The sequence below is a fragment of the Streptomyces sodiiphilus genome (assembly GCF_039529215.1).
GTDB classification, from domain to species: Bacteria; Actinomycetota; Actinomycetes; order Streptomycetales; family Streptomycetaceae; genus Streptomyces; species Streptomyces sodiiphilus.
On the sequence record NZ_BAAAMJ010000029.1, the window covers coordinates 75477 to 89047 of the forward strand.

Below are 13571 nucleotides of genomic sequence, written 5' to 3' on the forward strand. Positions count from 1 at the left end.
CCGGAACCCGATCGCGGCGCCCTGTCCCCGGCTCCTCACCTTGCGGTGGGAGCCAGGACACATTCCGGCAACGGGATCGACTTCCGTGCTTGACACGTGCGTGTCTTCGGCGGACAGTCTTGCACAGCTCGGTGGGATCGATCCCACCACGATGGGAACGATCCCATCACGTGGCCCTGGCGAGCGCGGCACTCGGTCTCGGGGCGACATTGTCGCCGCAAGGAGGACGTAATGAGCAATGTCCGGAACATACTCGGCAGGAGAGCCGTCGCCGGCGCCGCTGCCGTGGTCTCTCTCGCTCTCGTGGCGGGGTGCGGGGGCTCCGACGACGGGGGCGGCTCCGGCTCCGGTGACGGCGACATCACCATCTCCATGGGCCTGTTCGGTGTGATGGGCTTCAAGGAGACCGAGCTGCTGGACCGTTACATGGAGGAGAACCCCGGCATCAAGATCGAGGCCGAGGTCGCCGGTGACGAGCAGACCTACTACACAGCGCTCCAGACACACCTGGCGGCCGGCAGCGGCCTGAAGGACATCCAGGGCATCGAGATCGGCCGGGCCAAGGAGCTCGTCGACACCCAGGCGGACAGGTTCGCCGACCTGTCGGACGTCGAGGGCACCGACCACTTCCTGCCCTGGAAGCTCAGCCAGGTCACCACGAACGACGGCAAGGTGATCGGCCTGGGCACGGACATCGGCCCGATGGCGGTCTGCTACCGCAGCGACATGTTCGAGGAGGCCGGGCTCCCGACCGACCGCGACGAGGTCGCCGCGCTGTGGGACGGCGACTGGGAGAAGTTCGTCGAGGTCGGCGAGAAGTTCCAGGCCAACTACGACGGCGACGCCTCCTACATCGACTCCTCCACCGGCCTGTTCAACGCCATGATCTACGGCCACTCCGAGCAGTTCTACGACCGTGACGGCGAACTGATCCACCAGGAGAACCCGGTCATCCAGGACGCGTGGGAGCTGGCCTCCCAGGCGGCCTCCTCCGGAATGACCGCCGCGCTGCGGCAGTTCCAGCCCGGCTGGGACCCGGGACTGGCCAACAGCACCTTCGCCACCACCGTCTGCCCGGCGTGGATGCTCGGCCACATCAGCGAGAAGGCCGGCCCGGACAACGCGGGCAAGTGGGATGTCGCCAAGGCCCCGAAGGGCGCCAACTGGGGCGGTTCCTTCCTCGGCGTGATGGAGGACAGCCCGGTGCAGGAGGAGGCCAAGAAGCTGGTGGCCTGGCTGACCGCGCCGGAGCAGCAGGAGTACCTCTTCGGCGAGCTGGGCAACTTCCCGTCCTCCCAGGAGGCCCTGCAGTCGGACGCGGTGACGGGTGCGACCTCCGAGTACTTCAGTGACGCCCCCATCGGTGAGATCTTCGGCGCCGCCGCCCAGGAGATCCCCGACGAGCAGGTGCTCGGCCGCAAGGACGGCACCATCAAGGACCTGTTCTCCCAGGGCCTGCAGCTGATCGAGTCGCAGGGCAGGAGCGCGGACGAGGCGTGGGACACCACGGACGACCGCATCGAGAAGGCCGTCGGCTGAACCAGCCGCCCCTGAGGAGCGAGTGGCCGCCGTGCCGGCGGCNCGATTCACGCGTCTCAGGGAAGGAAGCCCTCCTCGTGGCCACCTCCACCTCGCCACCCGAGGCCGCCGGGCCCAAGCATGCCGCGGCCGGCCCGCCGGGGGGCCGCCGCACCGGCCGTGACGGTGACCGTCCACGGCAGAAGTGGCGCAACCTGCTGCACCGGCTGGATCTCGGAGCGGCGCCCTACACCTTCATCGCGCCGTTCTTCGTCATCTTCGCCGCCTTCAGCTTCTATCCGCTGCTGTACACCTCGTGGATCTCGCTGCACCGGGTGGAACTCGCGACGCTGCACTCCCGGGAGTGGCTCGGGTTCGCGAACTACGTCCGGCTGTGGCAGGACGAGCAGTTCTGGAACGCCCTGCTGAACACCTTCACCATCGGTGTGATCTCCACCGTTCCGCAGCTGCTGATGGCGCTGGGCCTGGCGCACCTTCTCAACTACCACCTGAAGGGTTCGGCGTTCTTCCGGGTCGCCGCGCTCACGCCGTACGCCACCTCGGTCGGTGCGGCCGCGCTGGTGTTCACCATGATCTTCGAGCGCGACTTCGGAATGATCAACTGGTTCCTGAGTCTGTTCGGTGTGGACACCATCGACTGGGAGGCCAACAAGTGGCCTGCCCAGATCGCCATTTCCTGCATCGTGATCTGGCGGTGGACCGGCTACAACGCGCTGCTGTACCTGGCCGCGATGCAGGCGATCCCCAAGGACCGGTACGAGGCCGCGGCGATCGACGGTGCCTCGCGCTGGCAGCAGTTCCGGCAGGTCACCATCCCCGGCATCAAGACCACGATCGTCTTCACCATCGTGCTGTCGACCATCGGCGCCACCCAGCTGTTCGGTGAGCCGCTGATCTTCGGCCAGGGCCCGAACGGCATCACCGGCGGAGCGGAGAACCAGTACCAGACGCTCGGGCTGCTGCTGTACGAGGAGGGCTGGCGCAACTACCAGATGGGCCGCGCCGCGACCGTCGCCTGGGCGATGTTCCTGCTGCTCATCCTCGTCTTCGTCCTCCAGCGCGTGTTCGCGCGGATCTCGTCCCGACAGGAGCGGTAAGCCATGTCCACCGATACCGTCCGGGCCGGGGCGGCCGCCGGAGCGCGGCCCCTGGAGGACGACTCCCCCGCCGGCCGCCGGCCGCGGCTGTCCCTGCGTCCGGGAGCGGGGCGCCAGCACCACGCCGGTCCGGTCGCCTACGGGCTGCTGATCCTCATCTCGCTGCTGTCCCTCTTCCCGCTCTACTTCACGATGGTGGCGGCGTCGACGGACAACACCCGGGTGACCCAGACGCCTCCGCCGTTCCTCCCCGGCCCCAACCTGTTCTCCAACCTCGCGACGGCCTGGCAGGACGCCGCGATGGGCAAGGCGATGATCAACAGCCTGATCGTCGCGGGCACCATCGCGCTGTCCACCGTGCTGTTCGCGACCCTGGCCGGCTTCGCCTTCGCCAAGCTGCGTTTCAAGGGCCGCAACATCCTGATGATGCTGGTCATCGGCACGATGATGGTGCCGCCCCAGCTGGGTGTGGTGCCGCTGTTCATGATGATGTCCGAACTCGGCTGGGGTCAGCGACTGCCGTCGGTCATCTTCCCCACGCTGGTGAGCGCCGTCGGCGTGTTCTTCATGCGGCAGTACCTCAAGGAGGCCCTGCCGGACGAACTCGTCGAGGCCGGCCGGGTCGACGGAGCACACTCGCTGCGGATCTTCTGGAGCATCGTGCTGCCGGTCGCCAGACCGGCGATGGCCGTGCTGTTCATGATCACCTTCGTCCACGCGTGGAACGACTTCTTCTGGCCGTTCATCGCCCTGGACATGAGCAATCCGACGGTTCCGGTCGCCCTGACCCAGCTGAGCGCCGGTTATGTGCGCGACCAGTCGGTGATCATGGCCGGCGCGCTGCTCGGCACCCTGCCGCTGCTGGTCATGTTCGTCGTGTTCGGCCGCCAGATAGTCGGCGGCATCATGCAGGGAGCGGTCAAGGGCTGAGGGACCGCCCCGCGCGGACCTCCCCCCACTCCCCCGAATCCATTCCTGCCCCACTTCCGGAAGGACCTTCGTGGCCACCGCATCCGACACCGTCGCGCCCGCGGGCGCGGACTCCACCGAGCGCGTCTTCCCTCAGGACTTCCTGTGGGGGACGGCGACCGCCGCCTACCAGATCGAGGGGGCCGCGGACACCGACGGCCGCACTCCCTCCATCTGGGACACCTTCTCCCGCACGCCCGGCAAGGTCCGCAACGGGGACACCGGGGACATCGCCACCGACCACTACCACCGCTGGCGCGAGGACGTCCGGATCATGGCCGACCTCGGGGTCGGCGCCTACCGGTTCTCCCTCTCCTGGCCGCGGGTGCAGCCCACCGGACGGGGCCCGTCGGTACAGAAGGGCCTGGACTTCTACCGCCGCCTGGCCGACGAGCTGCTGGCCAAGGGCATCCAGCCGGTGGCCACCCTCTACCACTGGGACCTTCCGCAGGAGCTGGAGGACGCGGGCGGCTGGCCGGAACGCGAGACGGCGCTCCGCTTCTCCGAGTACGCCGCCCTGGCGGCAGAGGCGCTGGGCGACCGGGTACGGACCTGGATCACCCTGAACGAACCGTGGTGCAGCGCGTTCCTCGGCTACGCCTCGGGGGTGCACGCGCCGGGACGCACCGACCAGGTGGCGTCGCTGCGTGCCGCGCACCATCTGAACCTGGGGCACGGCATGGCCGTCCAGGCGCTGCGGGCGCAGTTGCCGGCCGACGCGAAGGTGTCGGTGACCCTCAATCTGCATCACGTACGCGCTCTGACGGACCGGTCCCAGGATGTGGACGCGGCGCGTCGGATCGACGGGGTGGCCAACCGGGTGTTCACCGGCCCGATGCTGCGGGGCGCGTACCCGGAGGATGTCCTGCGGGACACCGCGCATCTGACGGACTGGGCGTTCGTGCAGGACGGCGACACCGGCACGATCCGGCAGCCGCTGGACTTCCTGGGTGTCAACTACTACTCGCCGACCCTGGTGTCGGCCGCCTCGGGCGAGGGGTCGAAGCGGTCGGACGGACACGGTGCGAGCGAGTTCAGCCCCTGGCCCGGCGGTGACGACGTGGCCTTCCACGTTCCGCAGGGACCGACCACGGCGATGGGCTGGGCGGTCGACCCCAGCGGGCTGTACGAGCTGCTGATGCGGGTGAAGCAGGACTTCCCGCGGCTTCCGGTGATGATCACGGAGAACGGGGCGGCGTTCGACGACTACGTCAGCCCCGAGGGCGAGGTCCGGGACCCGGAGCGGATCGCCTACCTGCACGGACATCTCTCGGCGGTGCACCGGGCCATCCAGGACGGCGCGGACGTGCGGGGCTACTTCCTGTGGTCCCTGCTCGACAACTTCGAGTGGGGTTACGGCTACAGCAAGCGCTTCGGGACGGTGTACGTGGACTACCCGACGCAGCGCCGTATCCCGAAGTCGAGTGCCCGCTGGTACGCCCGTGTGGCGCGCGGCGGCGTACTGCCGCCGGCGGCCGAGCGGGGCTGAACCCGCCGGGGAAACAGCGGGGGAAGGCTCCCCGGGTGTGTCACGGTGGCTTCGCGGTGACGCCGTGACACACCCGGGGGCGCGGGGGCGGCAGGGTGCGCCCCCGGGAGGGGTGGGGGCGCCCCCGGGCGCCCCCACCGGGTACGCATCGCGCCTAGGATCACGGGAAGGAATGACGGCCCCGGCGGATGCCGGGGTTCTCGTGCGGAAAGGGCCTGGTGGGCACAGTGGACTCGCCTCCGGCGACACACCCGAAGGTGCCCGCGCCGCCACCCGCGCAGTGGCGGCGGGCGCTGCGGCGCACCCCGGTGGCCCTGTGGCGGGACGACGTCGATCACTGGGCGGCGGCCCTTACGTACTACTCGGTACTCGCCGTCTTCCCGGCGCTGCTGGTGGCGGTGTCGGTGATCGGGCTGGCGTTCCCGTCCGCGGCCCGGGACCTCATCGACCAGGTGACCGCCGTGGTGCCGGCCGGTTCGCGGGGCGATCTGCGGTCGGTGCTGCGCGAGATGGCGGACCAGTCGTCGGCCGCGTGGCTGCTGATCGGCGTGGGCACGGCCAGTGCGCTGGTGTCCTCCTACAGCTATCTGACCGTGTTCCGGCGAGTGCTGCACCTGATGCACGACATCCCGGACCGCCGGCCGGCGCGCCGCGCGGTGCCGCGGACGGCGCTGACCGCCCTGGGGCTGCTGTTGCTGCTGGTGACCAGCGCGGCCGTACTGGTGCTGACGGAGGAGGCGGTGCGGGCCATCGGGCGCCTGCTGGACATCGCCGGGCTCGCGGTGGCCGCGTGGAACGCGGCGAAGTGGCCGCTGCTGCTGGCGCTGGTGACCGGGCTGGTGCTGATCCTCTTCCGGACCGGGCCGCCGCAGGCGCGCCGGGTGTGGCGCGGCGCGCCCGGCGGAGCACTCGCGGTGGTGCTGTGGCTGGTGGCGTCGGCCGGCTTCGCGCTGTACGCCTCGCAGGTGACGACCTACAACCGGCTGTACGGGTCGCTGGCCGGGATCATCGTCTTCCTGGTGTGGCTGTGGGTGTCGAACCTGGCCCTGCTGGCCGGCGCCCAGTTCAACACCGAACTCGTCAGGCCCCCGCTGCGCCCCTCTTCCCCGCCCGGCCGATGAGCCGTCGGCCCGGGCAGGGGACGTGACACCGGACCCACCGGGAGTTCCCGTGCGCCGCGGCATGCCGGTGGTGCTCAGGGCCGGACCGCGGTGACCAGCCAGGCGGCCGTCCGCATGTACACCCCGGACGGTCGGGCGTGCTCCCGCAGCCTGTCGGTGAAGTCCTGCCGCGCCCGCTCGGTTGCGACCGGGTCCATGTGGTCGAGCATGTGGCGGACGGGGCCGGAGGACAGCAGGAACCCGACGGTGGCGGCGACATCGGCCCCCCAGCGGCCCCGGTACTCCACCGGACGCAGTCCGATGCACTCGAAACCGGCCGCTGTGAGAACGCGGCGCACCTCCCCGGGGTCGGCCAGCGAGAACATCCCCGGCTCCGCGGAGGCCTCTGCGGGGGAGGAGGGATGCTCTTCATCCGTGCCGTGAAGGGCGCCGAACAGCCCTGTCCATTCGCAGAGGCCGGGATCGGACATGCAGACGAAGGCGAGCCTGCCGCCCGGACGGAGGGCTGAGCGGATATTGGTGAAGGCGGCGATCGGGTCCTCGAAGAACATGATCCCGAAACGGCTGATCGCGGCATCGAAGCTTCCCGGTGCGAAGGGGTGAACCTGAGCGTCGCCCTGCCGGAAGACGACTCCGGTCAGCCCCTCCGCGGCGGACAGGGTGCGGGCCCGGGCCAGCATCGGCTCGGAGAGGTCGAGGCCGAGGACCGCCCCCGGGGCCGCGAGGCGAGCGGCGAGGCGGGTGGTCTGTCCGGTGCCGCACCCGATGTCGAGCACCCGGTCCCCCGCGCCGATTCCCGCCGCTTCCAGCAGCGGCGCGTCGAACCCTTCGTTGACCGCGTTCCAGCGCTCGTGGTGATCGCTCCAGTGCCGGCCTTCACTGCCGTTCCATGCCTGGGACTGTGCGGTGTTGACGAGGGTGTTCATGGGGCCACTCCAGGGGGTTCCGTTGAGAGCCGACGGCGGACGCACAGCTAGTATGGGCGAACGCCCATAGAGTATGGGCGAACGCCCATACTGACAAGCCCTCCCGGAGGAGTTCTCGATGGCGCCCCGCGGCGTAGCAATCCCCGACGTCCGCGAGCGGCTGTTCGCCGCCGCCGAGCGCGTACTGGTCCGCGAGGGGCCGGCCGGACTCACCAACCGGGCCATCACTCAGGAGGCCGACTGCGCAAAAGGGCTGATCCACAGCCACTTCACCGACCTCGACGACTTCGTGGCCCAGCTCGTCCTCAACCGGTTCCGGTCGATCGCCGGCGAGGTCGGTCCGCTGCCCGCGCGGGCGGGTTCGGGATCGGTGACCGGGAACATGACGACCGCCGCGCTGGCCCTTCTCGGCTCGCACGGACCCGCGATCGCCGCAGCCGCACTTTCCCGGCCCAAGGTCACCGAGCGGATCCGCCACGCCTGGGCCGAAGGGGAACCGGGCCCCGCCACGGCCGAGCAGGCCATGTCCCACTACCTGGAGGCGGAGCAGAGGCTGGGCCGTGTCGTTCCCCACGCCGACTGCCCCGCTCTCGCCCTGGCCGTCGCCGGCACCGTCCACCACCTGCTGATGACCCGCGGCTCCCGCCCGTCGCAGGACACACAGCTGGTGGAGCATCTGGTGGCAGCGGTGATCGGCCCTGCCACCGCGGCGTGACGACACGTCTCCCCCGCCTTCACGGCCTCTCCCTCGCGGCCGTCCGCCGGGCTGCCGGGGCCGCCGGACGGGGCCGCCGTAGGGTGGGGGTCTGCAGGTGCGGGCGGCCGGGAAGCGGAGGTGATCGGCGGTGGGACGGGTCACCGGACGACGGCGGGTGGTGCGCATCCGGGACGGTGCCGCCGTGGAGCGGGTCGACACCCTCGCCGGGGAGGAGCCGCTGGAGATCCGGGTGAACGGCGAGTCGCTGGCCGTCACCATGCGCACGCCGGGCGACGACTTCGCGCTGGCGGCGGGATTCCTGGTGAGCGAGGGCGTGGTGGGGCGGGCCGCCGAACTGGCCCGGATGGCGTACTGCGCGGGGACCGACGAGGACGGCCGCAACACCTACAACGTGGTGGACGTCCGGCTCGCGGACGGGGTGCCGGTACCCGGCTTCTCTGCGCGGCGCCACGTCTACACGACCTCCTCCTGCGGGCTGTGCGGAAAGGCCACGCTGGAGGCGGTGCGGACAACCGCGCGCTGGCCGCTGACCGAAGGGCCTCTGCTCACTCCCCGGGTACTGGCCGGGCTGCCGGACCGGCTGCGCGCGGCGCAGCGGGTGTTCGAGCGCACCGGCGGGCTGCACGCGGCGGCGCTGTGCTCGGCGGACGGGGAACTGCTGGACGTGCGTGAGGACGTGGGCCGGCACAACGCGGTGGACAAGGTGGTGGGGCGGGCGCTGCAGCGGGACGCGCTGCCGCTGGCCGGGACGGTGCTGCTGGTCTCGGGCCGCGCCTCGTTCGAACTGGTCCAGAAGGCCGTGATGGCGGGCATCCCCGTACTGGCGGCGGTCTCCGCGCCGTCGTCGCTGGCGGTGGACCTGGCCGAGGACGCCGGGCTGACGCTGGTGGGTTTTCTGCGCGGCGCCTCGATGAACGTCTACACCGGTGCTCAGCGGCTGGGGCTGCCGTCGCCGGGGGCGGACTGACCTCCCTGTCCCGGTTCCCGGGCCATCCGGCGGGCGAGCACCGCGCAGACGACGAGCTGCAGCTGGTGGTAGATCATCAGCGGCAGGACGGCCATCGCGGCCTGGGCCCCGAACAGCACACTCGCCATGGGCAGGCCCGCGGCCAGGGACTTGTTCGACCCGGCGAAGACGATGGCGATCCGGTCTCCGCGGTCGAAGCCGAACTTCACCGCGCCGTAGTGGGTGAGCACCAGCATGACCGCGAGCAGGACCGCGGCGACACCGGTCAGGGCCACGAGCCGCTGCCAGCTGACCTGGCTCCAGATCCCGGCGGTGACGCCCTGGCTGAAGGCGGCGTAGACGACGATCAGGATGGATCCCCGGTCGACGAGCGACAGGACAGCGCGGTGCCGGGTGACGAAGCCGCCGACCCAGCGGCGCAGCAGCTGGCCGAGGGCGAACGGCAGGGCCAGCTGGGCCCCGATGCGCAGCAGGGCGTCGGGGCTGAAGATGCCGGTGCCGCCGATGAGCGCGGCGGTGAGCAGCGGGGTGAGCAGAATGCCGAGGAGGCTGGAGAAGGAGCCCGCGGCGATGGCGGCGGCCACGTTGCCGCGGGCGATGGAGGTCATCGCGATCGAGGACTGCACGGTGGAGGGCACCAGGCACAGGAAGAGCAGCCCGGCGTAGAGCTCGGGGGGCAGCAGCCAGGGCACCAGTCCGCGGGCGGCCAGGCCCAGCAGCGGGAAGACGGCGAAGGTGCAGGCCACGATGGTGAGGTGGAGCCGCCAGTGGCGGAGTCCGGCGAGCGCTTCGGCGGTGGACAGCCGCGCCCCGTAGAGGAAGAAGAGCAGGGCGATCGCGCCGGTGGCGGCGCCCTGCGCGGCGTCGGCGGCGGCTCCCCGGGCGGGGAGCAGGGCCGCCAGCCCGACCACGGCCAGCAGCAGCAGGATGTAGGGGTCGATCAGGCCGGCCAGTCTGCGCACGCGGGCCATTCTCTCCCCCGGGGTGAGGGAATGCGGTGGCGGGGTAGATCGTTGACGACGGGAAGCGAGAGAATTCCGAACCGGAATCAACAGAGAAGGACCGATTCGCACGTGAGCAGCGCCCCCCTTGTGACTCTCAACAATGGTGTCGAGATGCCCCAGCTGGGCTTCGGCGTCTGGCAGGTGCCCGACGAGCAGGCGTCCGAGACCGTGCGCCTCGCCCTGCAGGCGGGTTACCGCAGCATCGACACCGCGGCGATCTACGGAAACGAGGAGGGCACCGGCAAGGGCCTGGCGGCCTCCGGGCTGCCCCGGGAGGACGTGTTCGTCACCACGAAGGTGTGGAACAACCACCACGGTCACGACGCCGCGCTGCGGGCCTTCGACGCCTCGCTGGCCAGGCTGAGGCTGGAGTACGTCGACCTGTACCTCATCCACTGGCCGGTGCCGGAGCAGGACCTCTACCTGGAGACCTGGCGGGCACTGGAGAAGCTCCTGGCCGACGGCCGCGCCCGGTCGATCGGGGTGTCCAACTTCAAGCCCGCCCACCTGCGCCGGCTTCTGGACACCTGCGACGTGGTGCCGGCGCTGAACCAGATCGAGCTGCACCCCAGCTTCCCGCAGGCCGAGGCGAGAGCGCTGCACGCCGAGCACCACATCGCCACCGAGGCGTGGTCGCCGCTGGGCCAGGGCAAGCTGCTGGACAACCCGGTGCTGACGCAGCTGGGCGAGAAGCACGGCCGGACCGCGGCCCAGGTGGTCCTGCGCTGGCACCTGCAGCTGGGCAACGTGGTCATCCCGAAGTCCGTCACCCCCTCCCGCATCCGGGAGAACTTCGCCGTGACCGACTTCGAGCTGGCCCCGGAGGACATGCAGCTCATCGCCGGGCTGGACAACGGCACCCGGATCGGCCCGGACCCGGACGAGATGAACACGCGCTGATCCGGACCGGTGGCCGATCCTCCCGCGACGGCCCGGTGGCCCTCACCCTTCGGGGTGAGAACCACCGGGCCGTCACGATGAGGCGGGGACCTGGGGCGTGCGGCGGAAAACGGACCGGTCCGGGGAGCACGAAGCGCCCGGAACGGCTCCGAATGGCGGACGGCGCCCGCCCCGCCGAGTGCTTCGGCGGTGACGATGAGGTCATGTCCGCCGCTCCCCGGGAGGTACCCATGCCCCTTGCTCCGCTCCACTGCCGGCACCGGCCCCCGCTCCGTGTGCGGCCTCGTGGGAGGGAGGTCCGCGATGCCTGACGACGACGGCAGCGGGCCGGCAGCGCGCGAGGTGCGGGTCGCGCTGTTCACCTCGGACCTGCGGGTGCACGACAACCCCGTGCTGCGGGCGGCGCTGGCCGGAGCGGGTCCCGGCTCGGCGGTGGTCCCGCTGTTCGTCCTGGACAGCGGGGTGCGGGCAGCCGGTTTCGACGCACCCAACCGGCGGGCGTTCCTCGCCGACTGCCTGGCCGACCTCGACGCCGCGCTGCGCGAGCGCGGGGGCGCTCTGGTGGTGCGCCGCGGCGAGGTGGTCCGGGAGGTGTGCCGGGTGCTGGCGGAGACCGGGGCGCGCGAGGTGCATGTCGCGGCGGGGGTGAGCGGGTACGCGGTGCGCCGTGAGGAGCGGCTGCGTGCGGCCCTCACGTCCGCGCGGTGCGCGCTGCGGGTGCACGACGGGGTGGTCACGGCACTGCCTCCGGGCGCGGTGGTCCCGGGCGGCAAGGACCACTTCGCGGTCTTCACGCCGTACTTCCGCCGGTGGCGGGCCGTGGGCGTGCGGGAGCCGCTGGCCGCACCCCGCCGGATCGCGGGGGCAGGCGTGACCGGGGTGCCGCTGCCCGGCCGGGCCGAGGTGCGGGGCGTCTCCCCGGGGATCCCGGTCGGCGGGGAGAGCACCGGGCGCAGGCGGCTGACCGCCTGGCTGCGCGACGGCATCACCCGGTACGACGACCGGCACGACGATCTCGCGGGGGACGCCACCTCCCGGCTCTCGCCGTTTCTCCACTTCGGGTGCCTGTCGGCGGCCGAGGTGGTGCACCGTGCCACGAGGGCGGGCGGCCCGGGAGCGGAGGCGTTCGTGCGTCAGCTGGCCTGGCGGGACTTCCACCATCAGGTGCTGGCGGCCCGGCCGCGGGCGGCCGGACACGACTACCGGCCGCGGGGCGACCGGTGGCGCCACGACGAGCGGGAGGTCGCCGCCTGGCGGGCAGGGCTCACCGGCTATCCGGTGGTGGACGCGGCGATGCGGCAGCTGGCCCACGAGGGTTGGATGCACAACCGGGGCCGGCTGCTGGTGGCGAGCTTTCTCACCAAGACGCTGTACACCGACTGGCGGGTGGGGGCCCGGCACTTCTCGGACCTGCTGGTGGATGGTGATGTGGCGAACAACCAGCTGAACTGGCAGTGGGTGGCCGGCACCGGGACGGACACCCGGCCCAACCGGGTGCTCAACCCGCTGTCCCAGGCCCGCAGGTTCGATCCGGACGGTGACTATGTGCGCCGGTGGGTTCCGGAACTGGGGGGAGTGCCCGGCGCGGCGGTGCACCAGCCGTGGCGGCTGCCGGCCGGCGAGCGCGCCGGGCTCGGCTACCCGGAGCCGATGGTCGACCTGTCCGCCGCCCGGGGCCGCTTCGCCAGGGCCCGGGAGGCCGGCTGAGCCGGCCGCACCCCGCGGAAGGGTGAAGCCCTCCGGGCACGGGAGACGTCACGTGTCTTGCCGCCCGGGCGGCGGCACCCTACGTTCCATTGGTATGGACCTGGAGTTGCGGCACTTGAGGACCGTTCGGGCGATCGCGGAAGCCGGCAGCCTGAACAAGGCCGCCGGCCTGCTCGGCGTCGCGCAGCCGGCACTGAGCACCCAGCTGAGGCGCATCGAGCGGGTGCTGGGCGGCCCTCTCTTCCGGCGGGACCGGAAGGGCGCACATCTCACTCCGCTGGGTGAACTCGTCCTGGACCGGGCCCGGGTGCTGCTGCCGGCCGTGCAGCAGCTGCGGGAGGAGGCCGTGCGGTTCGCCAACCGGGAGCCGGGGCCGCGGCGGCTGCGGATCGGGGGCACACACGGGACACTGCCGGGGACGCTGGTCGGCCGGCTGGCGGGCGAGCACGCGCAGTCCGTGGTGGATCTGCACACCGCCTGGTCGGTGAGCGAGCTGAGCGGACTGGTGGTCGAGGGCAGGCTGGACTTCGTCCTGGCCGGAGTCTGCGGGCAGAGCCCGCCGCCGGCCGGAGACCGGCTGGTCTGGGAAGTGCTCGGCCGGGACCCGGTCTTCGTAATGCTCCCGGAGAACCACCCGGCGGCCGGGCGGCGCGAGCTGGAGCTGGGTCTGCTGGCCGGCGAGCGCTGGGCCGGTGTGCCGGGGGACGGCTGCTTCGCCGACTGTTTCCGCGCCGCCTGCTCGGCCGCCGGGTTCGCTCCGCTGACGCTCTACGAGGCGGATGTCGCGGCGTGCGTGCAGCTCGCGCAGGCGGGCGACGCGGTCGGGCTGTGCCGGGCGACCTTTCCGCCGACCGCGGGTGTCGCGGTGCGCCCGTTGACCGGGGCACCGCTGAGCTGGCGTCATCTGCTGGGGTGGCACCCCGGGTCCCACGCGGCGGCCACCGCGGCCGGGGTACTGCGTCACGCCCGGGCCTCCTACGCTCAAGCGGTGGCGCGCAGCGCGGAGTACGCGAGCTGGCTGCCCGGTCACCCGGGCTTCGGGACGGCGTCATAACACGGCGGCACAACGCATCTGACAGTGCCGGGGGTTGGGGGGGCGTGGCTACGTTTTCGGGCAACCCCCGACAGCGAGGA

At 71.7% G+C, this 13571-nt stretch carries 12 protein-coding genes; 10 read left to right on the forward strand and 2 right to left on the reverse strand.

The annotated features are described in order from the left end of the window. Nucleotides 1–231: 231 nt before the first annotated feature. The 5 genes from ABD299_RS13960 (at nucleotide 232) to ABD299_RS13980 (ending at nucleotide 6215) form a co-directional block, all read left to right on the forward strand. A complete protein-coding gene (locus tag ABD299_RS13960) occupies nucleotides 232–1539 on the forward strand; it encodes an ABC transporter substrate-binding protein (protein ID WP_344262093.1) in 1308 nt (435 codons plus the stop codon). Nucleotides 1540–1616: 77 nt separating this feature from the next. Beyond that, complete coding sequence (locus tag ABD299_RS13965) at nucleotides 1617–2636, forward strand: carbohydrate ABC transporter permease (RefSeq protein ID WP_344262095.1); 1020 nt, start codon at nucleotides 1617–1619, stop codon at nucleotides 2634–2636. Nucleotides 2637–2639: 3 nt separating this feature from the next. Beyond that, nucleotides 2640–3566: a carbohydrate ABC transporter permease gene (locus tag ABD299_RS13970; RefSeq protein ID WP_344262097.1), complete on the forward strand. Its 927-nt coding sequence runs from the start codon at nucleotides 2640–2642 to the stop codon at nucleotides 3564–3566. 70 nt (nucleotides 3567–3636) lie between these two features. Further along, entirely contained in the window at nucleotides 3637–5094 is a 1458-nt protein-coding gene (locus tag ABD299_RS13975; protein WP_344262099.1) for a GH1 family beta-glucosidase, read from the forward strand. Between the two features lie 257 nt (nucleotides 5095–5351). Continuing rightward, nucleotides 5352–6215 (forward strand): YihY/virulence factor BrkB family protein, encoded by an 864-nt coding sequence (locus ABD299_RS13980; RefSeq protein WP_344262101.1) that lies wholly within the window; start codon nucleotides 5352–5354, stop codon nucleotides 6213–6215. Nucleotides 6216–6289: 74 nt separating this feature from the next. Here the strand turns inward: ABD299_RS13980 and ABD299_RS13985 are convergent, their stop codons facing one another. Continuing rightward, nucleotides 6290–7141, reverse strand: coding sequence for a class I SAM-dependent methyltransferase (locus ABD299_RS13985; RefSeq protein ID WP_344262103.1), 852 nt, complete (start codon nucleotides 7139–7141; stop codon nucleotides 6290–6292). Between the two features lie 118 nt (nucleotides 7142–7259). Between ABD299_RS13985 and ABD299_RS13990 the strand changes: the two genes are divergently transcribed. After that, on the forward strand, nucleotides 7260–7856 hold the full coding sequence (locus tag ABD299_RS13990; protein WP_344262105.1) for a TetR/AcrR family transcriptional regulator: 597 nt from the start codon (nucleotides 7260–7262) through the stop codon (nucleotides 7854–7856). 130 nt (nucleotides 7857–7986) lie between these two features. After that, nucleotides 7987–8826 carry a formate dehydrogenase accessory sulfurtransferase FdhD gene (gene fdhD / locus ABD299_RS13995; protein ID WP_344262107.1) on the forward strand — a complete coding sequence of 280 codons (840 nt, stop codon included), beginning with the start codon at nucleotides 7987–7989 and terminating at the stop codon, nucleotides 8824–8826. On the opposite strand, the gene ABD299_RS14000 is transcribed toward fdhD, so the two are convergent. Then, entirely contained in the window at nucleotides 8790–9797 is a 1008-nt protein-coding gene (locus ABD299_RS14000) for a bile acid:sodium symporter family protein (protein WP_344262109.1), read from the reverse strand. The genes fdhD and ABD299_RS14000 overlap by 37 nt on opposite strands. A 144-nt stretch (nucleotides 9798–9941) precedes the next feature. Between ABD299_RS14000 and ABD299_RS14005 the strand changes: the two genes are divergently transcribed. From ABD299_RS14005 to ABD299_RS14015, 3 genes are all read left to right on the forward strand, one after another. After that, nucleotides 9942–10730 (forward strand): aldo/keto reductase, encoded by a 789-nt coding sequence (locus ABD299_RS14005; RefSeq protein ID WP_425581333.1) that lies wholly within the window; start codon nucleotides 9942–9944, stop codon nucleotides 10728–10730. A gap of 303 nt (nucleotides 10731–11033) precedes the next feature. Next, complete coding sequence (locus ABD299_RS14010) at nucleotides 11034–12437, forward strand: cryptochrome/photolyase family protein (protein ID WP_344262113.1); 1404 nt, start codon at nucleotides 11034–11036, stop codon at nucleotides 12435–12437. A 94-nt stretch (nucleotides 12438–12531) separates the two neighbouring features. Next, entirely contained in the window at nucleotides 12532–13491 is a 960-nt protein-coding gene (locus ABD299_RS14015; protein ID WP_344262115.1) for a LysR family transcriptional regulator, read from the forward strand. The last annotated feature ends 80 nt before the right edge of the window (nucleotides 13492–13571 follow it).